Raw genomic sequence first — 21,592 nt, forward strand, 5'->3', positions numbered from 1 at the left:
TTTTATCATAAAGGAAGCTTGAAATATTTTAATATATAAGGAGTTGGCACATGAAAACACTACAAAGTGGAAAAACAAAGATTTTTGCTTTAGGTGGCCTTGGAGAAATTGGGAAAAACATGTATGTCATTGAGTATGAAGATGAAATCATCATTGTAGATGCTGGATTTAAATTTCCTGAATCTGAACTATTAGGTATTGATTATGTTATACCTGATTATACGTATCTAGAAAGAAATAAAGACAAAATAAAAGGATTATTCATCACACACGGACATGAAGATCACATTGGCGGGGTTCCCTTTCTATTTAAACGCATACAAGTACCGATATATGCTGGGAAACTAGCTGCAGCATTAATTAAAAGTAAATTTGAAGAACATAGTATCCGCCATGTTGAAATAAGAAATATATTGGATGAAACAGAAGTTGAATTTCAACACACGAAAGTACGATTTTACCGAACAACACATAGTATTCCTGACGCATTTGGTATAGTAGTCACCACTCCAAATGGAAATGTTGTACATACTGGTGATTTCAAATTCGATTTTACACCCGTTGGTACAGAGGCGAACCTACACAAAATTGCTGAAATCGGAAAAGAAGGTGTATTGTGTTTACTATCCGACAGTACAAATAGTGAAGTTCCTGGCTTTTCAATGTCAGAAAAAAAGGTTGGGCAGTCTGTAAAGGAAATCTTTTCAGGGGCTCAGGGACGTATCTTATTTGCCACTTTTGCATCTAACGTTCACAGATTACAACAGGTTGTAGAGGCTTCTATTTTGTATAATCGTAAAATTGCAGTTGTAGGAAGAAGTATGGAAAAAACAATTCAAATAGGAAGAAACTTAGGATATATCCAAGCTCCAGAGGACATATTCGTTGGTGTACATGAAATCAATCATATTCCCAGTCATCAAGTAACTATCATATGTACAGGAAGCCAAGGGGAACCACTGGCTGCATTATCAAGGATTGCATATAGTAATCACCGACAAATTCAAATTATTCCAGGGGATACGGTTGTCCTTTCTTCCTCTCCGATTCCAGGGAATGTGTTAAGCGTTAACAGAAATATTAATCAACTATATCGAGTAGGTGCAAATGTAATTCATCACAAAATAAGTGATATTCATACATCTGGCCATGGAGCACAAGAAGAACAAAAATTGATGCTCTCACTTTTAAAGCCAAAATATTTCATGCCTATTCATGGAGAATACCGTATGTTAAAAAAGCATGTAGAATTAGCTGTAGAATGTGGTGTACCTATAGAAAATTGCTTTGTTATGGACAATGGGCAAGTACTAGAAATCTCCAAAGGAGAAGCTAGAATTAGTAATAAAACCATCCCTTCTCAAGCTGTGTATGTTGATGGGAGTGGTATAGGTGATATTGGAAACATTGTTTTACGTGACCGTAGAATTCTATCTGAAGAAGGAATCATTATTATAAGCCTGAATTTAGATTGTAAACAAAAGCGATTAGTATCTCAGCCAGCAATTGTTACAAGAGGATTCGTATATATGCGTGGATCAGAAGAACTCATGAAGAAAATAGAAGAGATTGTAGAAGAGTGTATATGTAATTTACTAAATGAAGGGATAATAAATTGGGCACAAATAAAACAAACACTTGTAGACGTATTAAGTCCATTCTTATATTCCAAAACCGGACGTCGTCCAATGCTTCTTCCTATCATTATGGAAGTTTAGAAAGAAAACATTCATTAATACTTTATTTTTAAGAATGCCAACAATTCCGGTTCTAAACTATTAAGATACTAAATTAATAAAAATCAAAAGCCAGTGATTAAGTGACATCACTGGTTTTTGATCTTGGATTTGAAATCATTGCAATATTAGCCTAATAATTTTTCCATAATCATAACATCGACATGCTCTCCGTCCATGATCCCCTGTTTTTCAAACACTCCTACTTCCCGATAACCCATTTTACGATATAACCCTTGACCAAGATTATTAAAAGAAAAAGTGAATAAAACAAATTTATAAAATTCATTTTGCTGTCCATTTTTTTCTAAAGCTAAAAGTAAATTCTGTCCCAAACCTTTCCCTCTATATTCTCTTTTTATGTATATAGATAATTCTCCTACTCCACGGTAGGCGCATCGATGACTATATGGATTAATGGAAGCCCAGCCAACGATATGAGAATTCTCTTCCATGACAATTACTGAATATCTTTTTTCTCGTTGAAATAGCCATTCCATCACATATTTATCTGTTTTTATTTCTGTCTCTAAAGTTGCAATACGATCCTCGATACCCTCATTATAAATAGTCGTAATTTCTCGTACATCTTTTTCGGTTGCTTTTCTAATCTTCATACTTACCTCCTCCTAAATCTCCCTTACCCTACTTTTGATTTTGGACTTAAGTTACGGAATTTAAAAGGAATATTAACCAAATCCCCAGTAAGTCATGGTGTTACTTTCATTCTCTAATACATTCATTTTTCTAAGTAGCTTATTAGCTTTCTCACAACAAATTTAGCATCCGCCCCAACTCCCCTTAATGTTGCAGAAGAAAACGAACGTTGACCTTCCAAACCAACATAATATACCCCTTGAACTTCTGTACTTACACCACCTATTTGTAGTGGTCTTCCTTCTGAGTCCAGTGCGCCAATAGCATTGAAGTAAGAGAGATTAGGATGATAGCCCGTTGCAAAAATGACCGTATCGATTGGCTCCTTCTTCCCATCAGGCCAAACTACACCATCAGTGTAAAAAGATGTAAACATAGGCCTTTGATCTGGATTCCCCCTAGCTAATCGTTCCTTGTAATCACCTAAATCGATGACTCCACCTGAACTCGGTGCTGTTTTTCCAAATCGCCAAAACGGAAAGGTATCTATGCCTAATACCTTAAGCCAAAAATGTAAGTCCTTCCCCCACACTTTTTGTTTCATAAGTTGAACAGGCTTTCGTACAGCTAAAGATACTTTACTTACATCGGCCAGTTCGAGCGCAATTTGGACAGCTGAATTTCTCCGCCCCACCACCACTACTCTTTGATTAATATAATGATTCGGACTCCGATACATAGCCGAATGTATAATATTCCCCTTGAATTTCTCTTGATCCGTTATTATCGGATTAGACGGACTGTGAAAAGAACCAGTTGCATTTATAATAGTTCTAGCCTGAAATATCTCTCCAGACCCTGTTAGAACTTTAAATATTTCGTCTTCTTTTTCTACAGATTCTACTCGCTGATTTAACATAACTGGTAGCTGAAAATTGTCCACATAATTTTGCAAGTAACCAATTACTTCGTTCCTCGTGGGATAATCATCAGGATGACCTGGGAATTGCATACCAGGTAACGATGAAAAACGTGCGGGAGAAAACAATTTAAGACTGTCATAATAGTAAGGCCAAGACCCAGCTATTCTCTCACTCGCTTCTAATATTAAATACTGTAATCCTTTTTTTTGAAGGTGATAACCAGACGCAAGACCAGCTTGCCCGCCTCCAATTACAATGGAATCTAATATTTCTTTCATCTTTATCCCACCTCTGATTTACTTATTTAATTAGATTGTTTCAATTCTTGATACGCTTCAAGGAAACTCTGATAAGTTTTCTTTCCTAAACTGTTTTTTTTGAGTCTGAACATACTTTGAAAAACATAATCCTTTGCATCTTCAACATTACATTGGTGGGCATTCATTATTAACCTTATATAGGATAAAAAATAGTCTTTTTTTAAATTACCCGCATGATTAATAATCATTTTATTGTGTTCTCCTTTCAAACTTAATTCTTCTGTAAGGAGGCGTAATATAAAATTACTACTCCTTACAGTCAGTCTCCTTAACAACAAGGTTCTGTACCACAACATGAATCATCTACTTTATTAGGCTTTACATTCACACTACAAACACCAGTCTCTGGCAAATCTAGTTCTACTTTTCCAGCTGCCTCATAATCACCAGTAAGGTAAGCAACTATAGATCTAACTTGTTCATAGCCTGTCGCCATAAGGAATGTAGGCGCTCTTCCATAACTTTTTGAACCTACAATATAGAAATCTTTCTCTGGATGTCGAAGCTCTTTTTCACCATGGGGGCGAACAGTGCCACAACTATGAAGGTTAGGATCGATTAGCGGTGCTAAAGCACCTACACTTTCAGTAGCAGTATCAATAGAAGTACGTATTTCACTTATCATAGATAAGTTAGGGCGATTTCCTGTATTTACAATCATCTCTTGGATATCTGTAATTTTTATTTCTTCCTCATCCTGATGACCTACAATGTCCATTCCATTTTTTGTACTAACTACGTATTGAATTTTATATGGTGTCATTACTTCCACGATTCCCTCATCAACCAATTGATGAATGCGGCTACCTAAGGTTCCGCGTGCTTCAAGAGCATCTTTTTCCTCTCCCCCGTATGCTTCTTCCACACGTTGCTTTCTCATAATCCATACAATCTTAGTTCCTGGATAAGATTCTTTTAATTTTGCCAACTCCAATAGAGCATTGATTGCAGAATGACCACTTCCAACAACAGCTACATGTTTATTGGCATATCGCTTTTGTTCGTTTCCTAATATATCTGGAATACCATAAAAAATATGCTCGTTAAGGGATTGCTCTTCTTTCAACCAGATACCATTAGAATTTGCCGGATTTGGATTTCCCCACGTACCTGAAGCATCTAATATTGCTCTAGCTTCATAAACTTGAAGTACACCTTCTTTTTCTGTATAGATCATGAATGGCATTTTTTCACGATTCGTTGTTTTCATTTTATCTGTATCTTTCTTACCTATAGATAGTACTTTAGTATTCAAATGGATAAATGGTTTAATTTCTGGAAGGTTCGCAAGCGGTTGTAAGTATTGTTCTACAATTTCTCTTCCTGTTGGTAATGCGTTTATGTCTGGTGATTCCCAGCCATGTTGTTCAAGAAGAGCTAGAGCTGCTTTATCTATGTTATATTGCCAAGGTGAGAATAACCGTACATGGCCCCATGTACGAATGTTTGACCCTATTTTTTCTCCAGCTTCTAATAAGATAAATGATTCACCATGTTTTGCTAAATGTGCTGCCGCTGCCAACCCTACGGGTCCGCCCCCAATAATGGCTATTGGTAACTGTTTTAATCTCTGCATACCAATATTGTTTTGTAATGTTTGATTTTCCGTTCCGCAACACTCTTGTACTTTGAATGAAAGTTGAATAGGTTTCATAAAAAATCCTCCTTATTTTAGCTGAAATTGTAAGTATAGTCCCTTAATTGGATTATTTAAATCAAAAAAAATTGATTTAAAATCCAGAATGATTATTCAAGTTTAATCACTTATCAAAATGTTATATTGATCAAGAAAAATTGATTAAATATATATTAATACACTATTTCGTCCCAATCAAAGTTATGACATGGGACGAAATATACAGCATAATTGCTCAGATAATAGTGCGTCTACTTCTTTTTTATTAATGTTATAGTAACTCCATGTTCCTTTTGTCTCTTTTGTAATGAGATTTGCATCAAGTAAAAGTTTTAAATGATATGAAAGCTTTGATTGTGGTAAACCGAGAACACCTGTTAAATCACAGACACAAGTTTCCCCACGTTGGCACAATTCGTATAAGATGTGTAGCCTTCTTTGATCTGCCAATGCTTTGAACTTTTTTTCGTATGTCTCAAATGATTGGTTAGTTAATTGATTATACATTGCTAGTTCTTTCATAGGTCTTCTCCTTAAATCAAATTTTCTTGATGTTTTTATTATATGCTGATGTTTACAGTTTTACAATTGTTAAATCAAAAAAAATTGATTAAATTACTTTCTAAAAACGATGCGTTTGTAAAGGTATACTTTAAAGTACTTACAACAAATTTTAAAATAGCATAGGGCAAAAATTAGATACATGAGTATTTTCAGCTCCAATATAATTTTGCCCTATATTTTTTATTAAGATAATAAAACTTCAATTCCGATAATCTGGCCGCATTCTACTAACCGTTTTGTCACTTCAATATCTTCTCGGCTCGGCGTGGGGTCTCCTGAGGGATGGTTATGAAGGCATATGATAGAGGCTGCTGCACGGCGGAATGCTTCTTTAAAAACTTCCCTTGGATGTACAATTGATGTGTTTAAACTTCCAATGAAAATCGTTTGCCTATGTATAACTTGATTTTTTGTGTTCAAATATAAACATACAAAATGCTCCTGCTGTAGGAAGCGCATTTCTTCCATTATATATCTCGCGCAATCTTCTGGGCTTCGAATGCTGTATCTATTTTGATATTCTAAACGTACCATTCTTCTACCGAGTTCAAAAGCAGCTATAAGCTGGGTTGCCTTCGCAATGCCAACACCATGTATACTGACAAGCTCTTCTAACGTTGCATCTTTCAACATACGCAAACCATCAAAGTGATGTAAAATTTTATCTGATAACTTTAAAACTGTTTCTTCTTTAGAACCTGTTCTGAGTAACACTGCAAGAAGCTCCCGATTCGATAAACTTCCAGCTCCTTCTAACAATAAACGCTCCCGTGGCTGTTCTTCTTTGGCAACATCACGAATACCGTTCATTTCTCCACCCCTTTATTTGTTCTCTCAAAGAAAATCCCATGCAATTTTACGCATGGGTTATATCATTATTAAATTGTTTTAATTCCCGAACAAGACGTGAAATTGGTAAACCGACTACACTATAGTAATCCCCTTGAATATGTTGAACAAAAATAGATCCTTTACCTTGAATTCCATAACTTCCTGCTTTATCAAGAGGCTCTTTTGATGCAACGTATGCGTCAATTTCCTCTTCTGTTAATTCCCAAAACGTAACTTCTGTACGCTCATAAAAAGTGACTGTTTTATCTTTTGCTATAATTGCTACACCAGTATACACTTCATGTGTTTTCCCTGATAATAATTGTAACATCTCTTTCGCCTCAGCCTCATTAGAAGGCTTTCCAAGAACACGCGAATCATACGTAACAATTGTGTCTGCACCTAACACAACGTGATCACTATTCGTTTCTGCTACCGCAGATGCTTTTTGCAGGGCAAGGGACATAACGATATCCGAAGGTGATGAGTACGCACCAATCGTCTCTTCTACTTCACTTACAACGATTTTAAATGGTACACCAGCTAACTCAAGCAATTCCTTCCTGCGAGGTGATCCTGAAGCTAAAATAATTTTTCTCATATTTTCTCCTTCCTTTCTCACATGAAGCAGAACAATTTATATCAATCGTATCAAAGGAATAGTTTGTCCACAAATGATAGAAATATTATTTTCTCTAAGCAAAATAATACTTCTTTACTAAAATACGATTATAGTCCTGCCATAGAGAAAGCACTTTGCTCTAAATTCATAAGAAAAGGAAGAAGTACCTATACTTCTTCCTTCGTCATTTCATTATCCTATTAATTCACCTTTTGGGAAACAATTTTTTCATATGAAAGTATACCATCAATAATAACTTGATTTAATTTCGCCAAAGATTCCTTATCACCTTTTCCATCCTTCACTGTTTGTACAGCTACTGACGTATACATATACAATTTCTTTGCTTCTTCCTGCTTCATACTTTTCCCTTCTTTTTCAATTGCTTTCCACTCTTTTTCAATCCCACCTATATCTTTTGCATTACTTTTTGCACTAGCTTGTACGCTAGAAGCATATTTTGCTAAATGAGTATATAATGGCTGTACTTTTGTTAAGAACGCACCAACTTCTTTATCCTCTTTAAGTAACGCTTTATCTGTTATATCCCAGTTCTTTTTCAATACGGAGACATTATCATTTTTATACTGCGTCATTAATTGATTTATGCCCTGTTCATCGCCAGCAATACCAACAACTAATGCATACTTATCACCGCTCGGTTTTAAAGCTGCAACGCCTCCATTACCTTTCCACTCTTCAAGAGCGGCCTGTCCCTTTTCTTCGGAAGAATAAACCCCTCCTTGAACATAAAATAATTTCATTGGATCTAATGACGTTCCTGTTTGTGCTTTTTGTTTTTCCTCATTCGGTGCTGGTGTTTGTTCCGCCGTTCCACCCACCTTTGATTCTTCATTTTGTATCTGCTTCGAAGCTGTTACTCCGCTTCCTCCTGTCGCCCCCTGCCCTGTAAGTAACTGTAGCATTCCCATCCCAAACGCCGTACCGATAACAATCGCAGTTGCAACGATTGCAATTAACGTATTGCTCCACTTCTTTCGTTTTTTTTCCGTAGACATTAATTTCGCTTTTTGAAACGGAACAACGTTTTTCGGTCTTTCACTTTCTACTACCATCCATTCAAATTCATCTTTCTTCTTCTCCTCATACTTCGCTTCTGTTCCATTCACTTTCACTGAGATCGTTCGTGATTGCTTGTCCATACACTCACACCTCACCTCTTATCGTTGTCCGCATCATATCATATTCACTTCGCAAAAAAACGAGATATTTGTCAGAGGAATTCGCCAAATAACCCTATATATTTATCTTATATGTATGCATTTGACTTCATTTGTAGAACAAAAAAACTAGATAGCAAAGACTATCTAGTTTTTCTCGCGAATATATTTTCGAACTTCCGAAATGAAATAAAGAGAACCAGTTATGATAAAAACATCATTTTCTCCAATCATTTCAACCTTCGTATCAATTGCCTCTTTCCAATTTTCAAAAACTAATTTTGACTCTTTCTTTGAATACGATGCAAGCTGAACTGCTGAAATAGCACGATCAAATGCGAATGTTGTAAAAATAATTTCATCGGCGACGGTTTCTAATTGACCTACCATATTATGCAATTGTTTATCACCAAGGGCAGTAAATAAAACTATTACATTTTTATCTTTGTAATGTGATTCTACCGTTTTCACAAGACTTTCGATACCTTCTGGGTTATGAGCACCATCTATAATAATATCTGGCTTACTTTGCAGTTTTTCAAAGCGCCCAACCCAGTACGCTTCCTGTAATCCCGTTCTGATTTCTTCTTCCTCAATTAAAAATGATAAATATGTTTTCACATACATGACTGCCATAAGCGCAAGTGCTGCGTTTCCTACTTGATGACTGCCTTTCATCGAGATTCGCACATCTTCAAAAAAGGCGAAAGGACAAGTGAAATCGAACTGTTCTCCATCTTCGCTAGACTGTTTATGTAACGCTGTAAAGTGGTTCCCTATCTCGTATAAGTTTGCATGATTTTCCTTTGCAACCTTTTGAATGACTTGCAATACTTCCTCATCTTGTACACCAGTAATAACTGGAACACCAGACTTAATAATCCCCGCCTTTTCATATGCAATTTCTCCTAGTGTATTCCCTAAAATATGCATATGATCGTGGCCGATATTTGTAATAATCGTGAGAACAGGATGAATAACATTCGTAGAATCAAAGCGCCCTCCAAGCCCTGTTTCAAATAAAACAACATCACAGAAATTAACTTTACCGAAATAACAAATTGCCATAACAGTAATAATTTCAAACTCAGTCGCTTCCCCTAAATCCGTCTCATCTAGTTTTTCAACGATTGGCTTTACTATCTTTACAAGTTCAGTAATCTCTTCATCTGCAATTGGTGTCCCGTTCACACTAATACGTTCGTTAAATGTTTCGATATACGGAGAGGTAAATGTCCCTACCTTATACTTTGCGTTTTCTAACATGTAGCGCATATATGTTAACGTTGAACCTTTTCCATTTGTACCAGCAAGATGAACACATTTAATGTGACGCTCTGGATTTCCGAGTTCTTCTAGCATCCATCTCATTCTTTCTAATCCCGGTTTAATACCAAACTTCAATCGGCTATGAATCCACCCTATCGCTTCTTCGTATGTATGTATCACGTATGCTTTCTCCTTTCAAAAGACAACCTTCATACTCCTATTATACGCAAAGAAAAGAGACTCACCAATATAGTGAGCCTCTAAAAAATATTTTACTTTTCAAGATCTGCTAGACGTTGGCGAACTGCTTCACGTTTTTCTAGGTAGTCTTGCTCTTTCGCACGCTCTCCATCAATAACTGCTGCAGGAGCTTTCGCTACGAAACCTTGGTTTGAAAGTTTCTTCTGTACACGTTCTACTTCTTTGTCGAACTTCTCAAATTCTTTCTCAAGACGTGCTCTCTCTTCATCAAGATTGATAAGATCAGCTAACGGTAAGAATAACTCTGCACCTGATACGATTGCAGTCATTGCTTTTTCTGGCGCTTGTAAATCCGTTTGAATTATTAATTCGCTTGGGTTACAGAAACGCTCAATGTAAGAGCTGTTTTTTGTAAGTTGAGCAAGTACATCCTCATCTTTTGCTTTAATTTGCATTTGAACTTTTTTGCTCATTGGCGTATTAACTTCTGCACGGATGTTACGAACAGAGCGAATGATATCAACTAGAAGGTGCATTTCTGCCGCAGCTTCTGTATCTTGTAAATCTTCGCGAACTGTTGGCCATGCTGCTACTGTAATAGATTCGCCTTCATGCGGTAAATGTTGCCAAATCTTCTCTGTTACGAATGGCATGAATGGGTGTAATAGACGCATTGTTTGGTCTAATACGTAAGCTAAAATTGAACGAGTTGTTTTCTTAGCTGCTTCATCTTCACCGTATAGTGGAAGTTTCGCCATTTCAATGTACCAGTCACAGAAATCGTCCCAAATGAAGTTGTATAATGAACGACCAGCTTCACCGAACTCATATTTATCCATGTTACGCGTTACGCTTTCGATTGTTTCGTTTAAGCGAGTTAAAATCCACTTATCCGCAACTGATTTTTCACCAGTTAAATCGATTTCTTCATACTTCATATCATCCATGTTCATTAATACGAAACGTGATGCGTTCCAAATTTTATTAATGAAGTTCCAAGTAGATTCTACTTTTTCCATGCTGAAACGTAAATCTTGACCTGGTGCACTTCCTGTTGATAAGAAATAGCGCATTGCATCTGCACCGTACTTCTCGATAACATCCATTGGATCAATGCCGTTACCAAGAGATTTACTCATTTTACGTCCTTGCTCATCACGAACTAAACCGTGAATTAATACATCTTTAAATGGACGCTCGCCTGTAAACTCTAAACCTTGGAAAATCATACGAGATACCCAGAAGAAGATGATGTCATAACCCGTTACTAGTGCATCTGTTGAATAGTAACGTTTGAAGTCTACTGCATCTTCATTTGGCCAGCCAAGTGTTGAGAATGGCCATAACGCTGAACTGAACCATGTATCAAGTACGTCGTTATCTTGATTCCAGTTTTCAATATCTGCTGGCTCTTCTGTACCTACGTATACTTCACCAGTTTCTTTATGATACCAAGCTGGAATGCGGTGTCCCCACCATAATTGACGAGAAATACACCAGTCGTGAATATTTTCCATCCAGCGTAAATATGTGTTTTCGAAACGCTCTGGTACGAACGTTACTTTCTCTTCTTCTTTTTGTTGAAGCGCTACTGCCTTCTCAGCAAGTGGAGCCATTTTTACGAACCATTGTGTTGATAAGTAAGGCTCAACAACTGCACCACTACGCTCACTATGACCTACTGAATGCATATGAGGCTCGATTTCTACTAATACGCCCGCTTCTTGTAAATCTTTCACTAACGCTTTACGGCATTCAAAACGATCCATACCGTTATACTTACCAGCTTTTTCGTTCATCGATCCATCTTCGTTCATTACTAAGATACGTGGTAAGTCATGACGGTTACCTACTTCAAAGTCATTCGGGTCATGAGCTGGTGTAATTTTTACAACGCCTGTTCCGAAATCTTTTTCTACGTACTCATCAGCAATAATCGGGATCTCACGGCCTACGATTGGAAGTGTAACTGTTTTTCCGATTAAATGCTTGTAACGATCGTCTTCTGGATGAACCGCTACTGCTGTATCACCAAGCATCGTTTCTGGACGAGTTGTTGCAAGACGAATATGGCCAGAACCATCTGTTAATGGATAGTTCATATGGTAGAATGCACCTTGAACTTCTTTATGAATTACTTCAATATCAGAAAGGGCTGTGCGTGTTGCTGGGTCCCAATTGATAATATATTCACCACGGTAAATTAAGCCTTTTTCGTATAATTGAACGAATACTTTATTAACCGCATCAGATAAACCTTCGTCTAATGTGAAACGTTCGCGAGAATAGTCTAGTCCTAAACCAACTTTCCCCCATTGTTGACGAATGTGAGAAGCGTATTCTTCTTTCCACTCCCAAGCTTTTTCAAGGAATTTCTCACGGCCAAGATCGTAACGTGAAATACCTTCTTCACGAAGTTTCCCTTCTACTTTCGCTTGTGTTGCGATACCCGCATGGTCCATTCCTGGAAGCCATAATACATCGTAACCTTGCATACGCTTCGTACGAGTTAAAATATCTTGAAGAGTTGTATCCCAAGCGTGACCTAAGTGTAACTTACCAGTTACGTTCGGAGGTGGAATTACAATTGTATACGGTTGTTTCTTCTCGTCTCCTGTTGCTTCGAAATATTTGCCTTCTAGCCACCACTGATAAAGGCCTTCTTCAACGGACATATGATCATATTTAGTTGGTAAATTCTTTTCCGTGTTTGACATTATTTTCCCTCCTTAAAATAAAAAATGCCCCTCATCCAAAAAAGGACGAGGGACATCGCGGTACCACCTTTATTTACAAACAAATTCAGAATTTGCTTATACTCTTAATTTGATAACGGACAAATCCGTCTTTTCCTAATGAGAACTATTCCGTTCAGAAAAGATGCTCCAGGGCTACCTTCTAACATAACTATCTAGAGAATCTCCCAGCTAATGATTCTCCTCTCTGAAGACGTTTCTTGTTATACTCTTCCCCTTCAAGGCATTTATATGATTGTTAATTATTATATACAATAGTGTAAAAAACGAAACCCTATTCGTCAAGATAAATTTCATACTACGTCTCTTCAAGCGAACGAAAAAAAAGATAAGTAGAGATACTACTTATCTTTTTATCCGTTCCCTTGCTGGGCAGCTTGTAATTGCGAAAGGAAATATTCTATATTGCTAACGAGCCAATGCGATTGTTGCAAGCTCTTTACTCCGAGAAGTTCATTTTCCTCAGTACGACTCTCTCTTCTTTTCTTATAAGACTGGATTTGCCGAATAAATTGCGATGGATACGTCATATACGCAAACATGAGTAGTTGCTCTTCTTTCGTAAAAGGGAAATTTTTTTGGTACATTTGATACCATTCAAACCGATCACTTCGCGCAATTGGATACGTGTTTAAAGACCGAGAATAAAACCCTACTATATCTTGTACGGGTGTTGCAAACTTCGATTTTTCTAAACTAATAAAATAGCCGTTCCGTTCATAATCAAATAAGAAATGATTAAGTGATACGTTACCATGCACAAAAGTAATACGTGTTTTTTCTTTTTCTTTCATCGCATCGTTCCACTCAGTTAATTGCTTCGTTGCAAACTCACGCGCCCTCATTACATGATGATAGTACGTACAATATTGCAATTCAAACGGAGACATATACCACTTCGCTTCAGATTCTACGAGGAACTCTTCTAACATCTCACCATCATTCTCCCAGCGATCGGATATATTTGTATAATGTTTTTCTAAATCTTCTTCTGTATACGTTTCTTCTTTCACCGTTTTTTGATGTAATGTTCCGAGAGTTTGAAACATTTTATGGTATTGATCATTATCCTCGCCGTTGCCTTCCGCACGTTCTAACCAAGGCATTAAATAATAATTATACGTCCCGTCACTTAAAATATAATTTCCATCCGTCGCATGGTATATAGGTACATAATTTGAAAAACCTTTCTCCTTCAAATATTGAATATGATGCAGGAAGTTATTCCGCTCTAACTTCCTGCCTTCTATTTTCTTGAGCGCATACGGACCTTGATTCGTGTAAATTTTCGTTACACTTCCGTGCTCTTCCATATGCTGTGTATCCAATCTATATTGCCTTACAATGGGTTCATAGCGATTTCGTAATTCCATATCCATACGAATAACCCTTTCTATTCAAAACATAGCCTTTAGAAAAATAAGTGAGTGAAAACACTCACTTATTTCGTTTTTGCTCTTGAAACAGGAATATAAATAATTTGTCCTGTAGTTAAATATATATCTTCTGTTTGATTGACACGGTATAAGTTTTGTACAGACGTTTCATAACGTTCTGCAACAGATTCGATCGTATCTCCTTCTTGCACGAAATACATTCTTAACTTTGTAAATTCTTCTTCCGGTTCCTTCGTAAATAATTTCGTTAAATACAGCGCATTTTCATCTCGCTGTGAATACGTTTCTTCTTCTTGCTCTTCTTGTTTTTTCGCTTTTTCTTTCTTGAAATCTTTTCTTCCAAACAATTCAAATTGCGGCGTTGTTTCTTTCTCTTCTTCACGCTCTACAAATTCATGTTCTTCTATTTCCTCTTCTTGTACTCCCTGCTCTTTTCTTTCTTCTAGTTGGAACGGTTCAAATGCGTAATCTTCCCACTCATCTGATTCCTTATAGACTGGTTCTTCTACGTGCGGCGCAGGTCTATTTTCATCCTCTTGTACTGAATCATCTTCTAACTCAGCATACGCCGTTTCTTCCTCTTCATCCTCGATTCTTTCTTCATCACATAAACCAGTGATAGATATATCCGCTAATAATTGTAAGCAACCATTTTCCTTTAATTCATAATCAAATTCCTCAATAGATACATATAGTTCTTCAATTACTTTCACACGGTTTCTCGGAATTGATATTTCAAGCGGGAAGGAATGAACAAGTTCATTAACCCCATCTTCCCTTGTTTCTACATAATCAATTGACTTCGCTGGCGATAGATCTCTTAATGAATAAGCCGAATCATCTTGCCGCGCAACATACTCTCCCGTTAAATCTAATTGCCCTCTCACGATAACTTCATGATCAAGCTCTTCTATCTCAACGTCTGGATCTAACGAAATTGACAAAAGTTCTTCGACTTCCTGTCCTTTTTGGAACCAAACAGATTCTTTTAATGAAAAACGTAATGAATGATCTGTTGCCACTTCTTTTCCCCCTCCCAAACTATATGTCATTACAGATTTATGTATGGAAAGCTGACTTTATGAATAAAAAAAATCGCTCCCCTTATGGAGAGCGATTTTCTTTCAACAATTAAGCTTTTAATTTTGACATTGCAATTTCAGCCGCTGCAATCGTCGCTTCAATATCTGCATCACTATGTGCTGTCGATAAGAATAGACCTTCGAATTGAGATGGTGGCAAGAATACACCTTGTTCTACCATTTCACGATAGTAAGCCGCAAAGAATTCTAAGTTTGAAGATTTTGCTGCATCGTAATTAATAACTTGTTCATCTGTAAAGAAGATACCAATCATAGAACCCGCACGGTTAATATGATGCGGAATGCCATGTTTTTCAGCCGCTTTACGTAAGCCAGCTTCTAACATTTCAGCTTTACGCTCAAATTCTACATATGATTCTGGCGTTAACTGTACTAACGTTTCATAACCTGCTGCCATTGCAAGTGGGTTACCTGATAAAGTACCTGCTTGGTAAATCGGTCCGCTCGGTGCAACTTGGCGCATAATTTCTGCTTTACCGCCGTATGCTCCTACTGGTAATCCACCACCGATTACTTTACCTAAACAAGTTAAATCAGGTGTTACACCGTAATAACCTTGTCCGCAATTATAAGCAACTCGGAATCCTGTCATGACTTCATCAAAAATAAGCAACGCACCATTTTGCTCTGTTACTTCACGAAGACCTTCTAAAAATCCTGGTTGTGGAGGAACAACACCCATATTCCCTGCTACTGGTTCTACAATTATACAAGCAATATCATCACCGAATTGTTCGAAAGCGTATTTCACACTTTCTAAATCGTTATACGCTACTGTAATCGTATTTTTCGCTACACCTTCTGGTACACCAGGGCTATCTGGTAAACCTAGCGTCGCCACACCAGAACCCGCTTTAATTAATAACGAATCACCATGACCGTGATAACAACCGATGAATTTCAAAATTTTGTTACGACCTGTATAACCACGAGCTAAACGTAGCGCACTCATTGTTGCTTCTGTTCCAGAGTTAACCATACGTACAATCTCAATTGATGGTACGCGCTCAATAACAAGTTTCGCTAATTTATTCTCAATTTCCGTTGGGGCACCGAAGCTTGTTCCTCTTTCAGCAACAGATTTTAAAGCTTCAACAACACGATCATTCGCATGACCATGAATTAAAGGACCCCATGATAATACGTAATCGATGTATTCATTCCCATCGATATCATATACTTTAGAGCCTTTTCCGCGCTCCATAAACAACGGATTCATACCAACAGACTTAAAGGCACGAACGGGGCTATTTACGCCACCAGGCATTAAATCTTGTGCCTCTTCGAACGCCGCAATCGACTTATCAAACTTTTTCATTATTTAGCGCCTCCTTCTTGTAACCATCTTGCTGCATCTTTTGCATGATACGTAATAATTAAATCTGCTCCTGCACGTTTCATGCTAATTAATTTTTCAAGTACAACTTCTTTTTCATTAATCCAACCATTTTGCGCTGCAGCTTTAATCATCGAATATTCACCACTTACGTTATAAGCAACGACTGGTAAATTAAAGTTATTTTTCACATCACGAACGATATCTAAGTAAGAAAGAGCCGGCTTTACAATTAAGAAATCTGCCCCTTCCATTACATCTGATTCTGCTTCACGGAATGCTTCCATACGGTTCGCTGGATCCATTTGATATGTTTTACGATCACCAAATTGCGGAGCACCGTGCGCCGCATCACGGAATGGTCCGTAAAATGCTGATGAATATTTCACAGCGTACGACATTACTGGTACGTGTCCAAAACCATTTTCATCCAATGCGTGGCGAATTGCTGTTACGAATCCGTCCATCATGTTTGATGGCGCAATAATGTCTGCTCCTGCTTTTGCTTGGCTTACAGCTGTTTTCGCAAGAACTGCAAGAGACTCGTCATTTAAAATAATACCATCTTCAATTACACCACAATGACCATGGCTTGTGAATTGACATAAACATGTATCTGCAACTACTACTAGCTCAGGGAATTCACCTTTAATTTGCTTAATTGCACGTTGCACAATTCCATGGTCACAATAAGCTGATGATCCAACTTCATCTTTTTCAGCAGGTAAACCAAATACAATAACAGAACGAATACCTAAATCAACAACCTCTTGCATTTCAGCTTGCAATAAATCTAAAGACATTTGGTATACGCCTGGCATAGAAGGCACTTCATTACGAACATTTTCTCCTTCTAATACAAAAATAGGATAAATAAAATCTTCCGTATGTAAAAACGTTTCACGCACAAGCGCACGCATATTACCGCTTTGTCTTAAGCGACGATGACGATTAAATTGTAAAGAGTTCATAGATTTCTATCCCCATTCTTTTATTTTATAGATTCACAAATGCATTGTAGTAATGCTTCTACAGTGTACTCTTTCGGCATAATAACATGCGGAAAATAAAGGCTCGCCTCTTTTTCCGTAATGGGCCCTATACAAGCAATTGTACATTTTTTTGTCCATTCTCTCCAGTTTGTACCCTCAAGTAAACGAACAAAACTAATAACAGTTGAAGGGCTCGTAAATGTAATAATGTCTACTTTCCTTACTTCTAACGCTACTATAAGCTCTTGCCTTTTCTCTACATTCTCTTTCGTACTATATACGATTAGCTCATCTAGAGAAACACCAATTTCGCGAAGTGCAACTGGAATTACATCTCTTGCTAAATTCCCTTTCGGAAATAAAATGCACTCGTTTCCACTTAGTCTTTTTACAAACTCTTCTGCAAATACTTCTGCAACAAATGAAGTTGGAACGAAGTCCACTTGGTAGCCCCGCTTTTCTAACTCTAACCTTGTTTTCACGCCTACTGCAGCAATTTTAGTCTTTGCGGGTAGCTTCTTTCTCAAACTATCTAGAAAAAAAGCTACCCCATTTTTACTCGTAAAAATAACCCAGTCATACGAATGTAGCTGCCCTGCTATATGTTGAATTTGCCTATGAGATATACCTTCCATACGCAAAAGCGGAATTTCCAATGGAATTCCGCTCTTTTCTTTCACCGCTACACTCATTTGTTTCGCTTGATGCTGAGCACGTGTAATTAATACCGTTTTGCCAGCGAGAGCGTTCATATTTATTGTTGCCCCTTATTTGCAGCAAGAATGAGTTCTTTTGCGCCTTGTTTAATTAAACGGTCCGCAGCCTCTAATCCTACTTCCTCTGGATTAGTTCCTACTACTGTCTCTTTCAATAAAACAGAACCGTCCATAGAACCGACAAGAGCTGTTAATTCGATTACATCATTTTCTGTAAGATTTGCATATCCAGCGATTGGAACTTGGCATCCACCTTCAAGTTTATGAAGAAATACTCGTTCTGCCGCCACTGTTCTTTCTGTTACTGCATCATTCATATGCGCTAACAACTGTAGTAAATCCTTATCATCCTCACGGCACTCAATCGCTAATGCACCTTGTCCTACAGCAGGTACACATAACGTCTCATCTAAATGTTCTGTAATAACTTCATTATCCCAGCCCATTCTTTGTAATCCAGCTGTCGCTAAAATGATTGCGTCGTAATCTTCTTCTTGTAATTTACGTAAACGTGTATCGATATTTCCTCGAATCCACTTCACTTGTAAATCTGGTCTCGCAGCTAATAATTGTGCACTGCGTCTTAAACTACTCGTACCTAAAATAGCGCCTTCTGCTAAATCTTTAAACGATGCTCCGCTTTTTGAGATAAAAGCATCACGAGGGTCAACACGCTTTGGTGTACAACCAATCATTAATCCTTCTGGAAGTACGGCCGGCATATCTTTCATACTATGTACAGCCATATCAATTTCTTTCGTAAGTAACGCATGTTCAATCTCTTTAACAAACAAGCCTTTTCCGCCTACTTTTGAAAGAGTAACATCTAAAATAACATCACCTTTTGTGACGATTTCTTTCACTTCAAATTCATATGGTAAACCTAGCGCTTTTAACTGATCAATAAACCAGTTTGTTTGCGTTAATGCTAATTTACTCTTTCGTGACCCTACAATAATTTTGCGCATAATTCTCTCTCCTCATTATAAATACCAAAAGTGGAAGTTGGATAAACTACTTAATAGAAAAATATTGATTAGCATTACGAGAAATGCTCCGATATTCCACTGCACGATTTTCTTCCCTTGCAACACATCTGCCACTCGTAAATATAGGCCAGCACAATATACAAATAGAACAACAAAAGACCCGATCACTTTCGTATCGTACCAATGGAAATTGTCCAATTTCGTATATCCCCATATGCATCCTAATAAAATAGCTAGTAAGAAAAATGGAACAGAAAATAAATTTAATCCGTAAGACATCGATTCTAGCTTCGGTAAATTCCCTAACCTTCTTAATCTCGCATTCCATTTTTTCTTTTTTAATAGGCGATATTGCAATAAATACATAATAGAAAAAATGAACGATACAGTGAAAGTTGCATAAGAAATAATAGCCATACCGACATGTACATATACAAGTTCTGAAACTAATTGCTCAGCCAGTACCGGCGACATCTTTCCGAGCGGTGTAAAAATAGAAAAAGCGCTTACGCCAAATGCGACAACATTTGTAAAAAAGACTAGAAAATCAATTCTCATAAATCGATTAATGACTAATGACATCGTAATCAATAGCCAAACATAAAAATAAATCCCTGATAATAAAGTTAATATAGGGTTCGTTTCTGAATCTGTAGCCCTAAGTAACATAAAGATAGACTGCAGAACCCATACAATCGAAAGTAACCAAAAAGCAAATCGGTTCGCCTTTCGGTTACTTTGGAAATAATCTATAAAATATAAACTAATGCTACAAGCATATAAAATAATTGCAATATGATAAATAATACTGTTATTTAAAAAACTCATCCGATCATCCTTCCAAATTATAAAGATGGAACGGATGGTGTCCATGCTCTTTTATGTTCTACTTCTTCCGCACAACTCTCTACATCTTCCATTTCTAAGTCGAAAATCTTTGCAAATAACGCTAATTTTTCGTCTGCTCCCTCTTCAGCAGCTATTTCTTTCGCTACTAAAATGGGGTCTTTTAATAATTGATTAATAATACTTTTCGTATGCTTACTAATTACTTTTCTCTCACGATCACTAAGATTCGGTATTTTTCGTTCCAAACTATCCATCGTTTCACTTTGGATAGCAAGTGCCTTATCACGAAGAGCTGCTATTAACGGAACAACACCAAGTGTACTTAACCACGTTTTAAATAAAACAATTTCCTCTTCAATCATAAATTGAATTTTCTCTGCTTCTTTCAAACGCTCAGCACGATTTGCTTCCACTACTCCTTGCAAATCATCAATGTCATATAAGAAAGAACCTTCTAGTTCATCAATCGCTGGATCAATATCACGCGGCACTGCAATATCCACCATAAATAACGGACGACCAGAGCGCATTTTCTCTACCTTTGTCATCATCTCTTTCGTAATGACATATTCAGATGCACCAGTTGAACTAATTAAAATATCTGCTTCTAATAATGCACATTGTAATTCACTTAAAGGCTTTGCATGTCCCATATATTTCTCAGCCATTACTTCCGCTTTCTTAAACGTCCTATTCATGACTGTTACTTTTCGAGCACCGCTTCCATATAAGTTTTGTAGTGCCAGTTCACCCATCTTACCAGCACCAAGAATAAGCACATGACAATCTGTTAACTCACCAAATATTTTCTTTCCGAGCTCAACAGCAGCATAGCTAACAGATATCGCACTTTCACCAATCGTCGTTTCTGAGTGCGCACGTTTCGCTAACGTAACCACTTGCTTAAACAACTCATTAAAAATTGTGCCTGTCGCTTTTACTTGTTGCGCTTCTAAAAAGCTATCTTTTATTTGGCCTAAAATCTGTGTTTCTCCAACTACCATAGAATCTAAACCGCACGTCACGCGGAATAAATGATCTATTGCACCATCTTGTTCAAAAATAGTTAAATATGGTGCGACTTCTTCTATTTCAAGCTGAAACCAATCAGCTAAAAACTTCTTAATATAATACCGTCCCGTGTGTAATTGATCGACAACAGCGTAAATCTCAGTGCGATTACAAGTTGATACAATGACATTCTCTAACACGCTCTTTTGATTTTGTAATATAGTCATTGCTTGCTCTAGCTCTGCTGCCTGAAATGTGAGTTTCTCACGAAATTCTACAGGGGCTGTTCGATAATTTACACTAACAACAAGAATATGCACGCAGCATGTCCCCCTTCACCCGTTTTATCACTTTATCTACTATCATAATACAACTTTCCTCTTATGAATCTGACAATCGTGTGAACAACCGATTATTTTTTATTTATTCTCCGTATGTAATAAAGGAGATTCAGTAAAAATAATAAAGGCTTTCTACTTTATAATGATTATAAATTAATAACTCTATTTGTACGTTACCAAAAAAAGCCCTCATAATCAAGTGATGGAAACCATTCCATACGA

The 21,592-nt window shown here is 37.1% G+C and carries 19 protein-coding genes and 1 other annotated feature; of the genes, 1 reads left to right on the forward strand and 18 read right to left on the reverse strand.

Annotated elements, in window-relative coordinates:
- Nucleotides 1-50 precede the first annotated feature (50 nt).
- Nucleotides 51-1,718, forward strand: coding sequence for a ribonuclease J1 (gene rnjA / locus F8162_RS12605; RefSeq protein WP_151633492.1), 1,668 nt, complete (start codon nt 51-53; stop codon nt 1,716-1,718).
- A 146-nt stretch (nt 1,719-1,864) separates the two neighbouring features.
- Here the strand turns inward: rnjA and F8162_RS12610 are convergent, their stop codons facing one another.
- From F8162_RS12610 to hemA, 18 genes are all read right to left on the reverse strand, one after another.
- On the reverse strand, nt 1,865-2,353 hold the full coding sequence (locus F8162_RS12610; protein WP_151633490.1) for an arsinothricin resistance N-acetyltransferase ArsN1 family A: 489 nt from the start codon (nt 2,351-2,353) through the stop codon (nt 1,865-1,867).
- Between the two features lie 122 nt (nt 2,354-2,475).
- A complete protein-coding gene (locus F8162_RS12615) occupies nt 2,476-3,534 on the reverse strand; it encodes a flavin-containing monooxygenase (protein WP_151633488.1) in 1,059 nt (352 codons plus the stop codon).
- A gap of 26 nt (nt 3,535-3,560) precedes the next feature.
- Nucleotides 3,561-3,764 (reverse strand): hypothetical protein, encoded by a 204-nt coding sequence (locus F8162_RS12620; RefSeq protein ID WP_151633486.1) that lies wholly within the window; start codon nt 3,762-3,764, stop codon nt 3,561-3,563.
- A gap of 80 nt (nt 3,765-3,844) precedes the next feature.
- Complete coding sequence (locus F8162_RS12625; RefSeq protein ID WP_151633484.1) at nt 3,845-5,230, reverse strand: FAD-dependent oxidoreductase; 1,386 nt, start codon at nt 5,228-5,230, stop codon at nt 3,845-3,847.
- Nucleotides 5,231-5,413: 183 nt separating this feature from the next.
- On the reverse strand, nt 5,414-5,719 hold the full coding sequence (locus F8162_RS12630) for an ArsR/SmtB family transcription factor (RefSeq protein ID WP_371399460.1): 306 nt from the start codon (nt 5,717-5,719) through the stop codon (nt 5,414-5,416).
- A 240-nt stretch (nt 5,720-5,959) separates the two neighbouring features.
- Nucleotides 5,960-6,586 (reverse strand): DNA repair protein RadC, encoded by a 627-nt coding sequence (gene radC, locus F8162_RS12635; RefSeq protein WP_151633480.1) that lies wholly within the window; start codon nt 6,584-6,586, stop codon nt 5,960-5,962.
- Between the two features lie 46 nt (nt 6,587-6,632).
- Nucleotides 6,633-7,208, reverse strand: a complete 576-nt coding sequence (locus F8162_RS12640) for a Maf family protein (protein ID WP_151633478.1) — start codon at nt 7,206-7,208, stop codon at nt 6,633-6,635.
- 221 nt (nt 7,209-7,429) lie between these two features.
- Complete coding sequence (locus F8162_RS12650) at nt 7,430-8,392, reverse strand: stage II sporulation protein B (RefSeq protein ID WP_151633476.1); 963 nt, start codon at nt 8,390-8,392, stop codon at nt 7,430-7,432.
- A gap of 165 nt (nt 8,393-8,557) precedes the next feature.
- On the reverse strand, nt 8,558-9,859 hold the full coding sequence (locus F8162_RS12655) for a bifunctional folylpolyglutamate synthase/dihydrofolate synthase (RefSeq protein WP_151633474.1): 1,302 nt from the start codon (nt 9,857-9,859) through the stop codon (nt 8,558-8,560).
- Nucleotides 9,860-9,951: 92 nt separating this feature from the next.
- A complete protein-coding gene (locus F8162_RS12660; protein ID WP_151633472.1) occupies nt 9,952-12,597 on the reverse strand; it encodes a valine--tRNA ligase in 2,646 nt (881 codons plus the stop codon).
- Nucleotides 12,598-12,635: 38 nt separating this feature from the next.
- Nucleotides 12,636-12,867 (reverse strand) — a binding site (T-box leader).
- A 122-nt stretch (nt 12,868-12,989) separates the two neighbouring features.
- A complete protein-coding gene (gene ysxE / locus F8162_RS12665) occupies nt 12,990-14,015 on the reverse strand; it encodes a spore coat protein YsxE (RefSeq protein ID WP_151633470.1) in 1,026 nt (341 codons plus the stop codon).
- Between the two features lie 62 nt (nt 14,016-14,077).
- Complete coding sequence (gene spoVID / locus F8162_RS12670; RefSeq protein WP_151633468.1) at nt 14,078-15,055, reverse strand: stage VI sporulation protein D; 978 nt, start codon at nt 15,053-15,055, stop codon at nt 14,078-14,080.
- 109 nt (nt 15,056-15,164) lie between these two features.
- Nucleotides 15,165-16,454 (reverse strand): glutamate-1-semialdehyde 2,1-aminomutase, encoded by a 1,290-nt coding sequence (gene hemL / locus F8162_RS12675; protein WP_048541355.1) that lies wholly within the window; start codon nt 16,452-16,454, stop codon nt 15,165-15,167.
- Complete coding sequence (hemB, locus tag F8162_RS12680) at nt 16,454-17,443, reverse strand: porphobilinogen synthase (protein ID WP_001087076.1); 990 nt, start codon at nt 17,441-17,443, stop codon at nt 16,454-16,456. Before hemB ends, hemL begins: the two co-directional genes overlap by 1 nt.
- 20 nt (nt 17,444-17,463) lie before the next feature.
- A complete protein-coding gene (hemD, locus tag F8162_RS12685) occupies nt 17,464-18,216 on the reverse strand; it encodes a uroporphyrinogen-III synthase (protein ID WP_151633466.1) in 753 nt (250 codons plus the stop codon).
- A gap of 2 nt (nt 18,217-18,218) precedes the next feature.
- Complete coding sequence (hemC, locus tag F8162_RS12690; protein ID WP_151633465.1) at nt 18,219-19,148, reverse strand: hydroxymethylbilane synthase; 930 nt, start codon at nt 19,146-19,148, stop codon at nt 18,219-18,221.
- Nucleotides 19,149-19,163: 15 nt separating this feature from the next.
- Entirely contained in the window at nt 19,164-19,997 is an 834-nt protein-coding gene (locus tag F8162_RS12695; RefSeq protein WP_000008998.1) for a cytochrome c biogenesis protein, read from the reverse strand.
- A gap of 17 nt (nt 19,998-20,014) precedes the next feature.
- Nucleotides 20,015-21,349 (reverse strand): glutamyl-tRNA reductase, encoded by a 1,335-nt coding sequence (gene hemA, locus F8162_RS12700; RefSeq protein ID WP_151633463.1) that lies wholly within the window; start codon nt 21,347-21,349, stop codon nt 20,015-20,017.
- Between the last annotated feature and the right edge of the window lie 243 nt (nt 21,350-21,592).

Source organism: Bacillus sp. CH140a_4T, from assembly GCF_008923725.1.
Lineage (GTDB): Bacteria > Bacillota > Bacilli > Bacillales > Bacillaceae_G > Bacillus_A.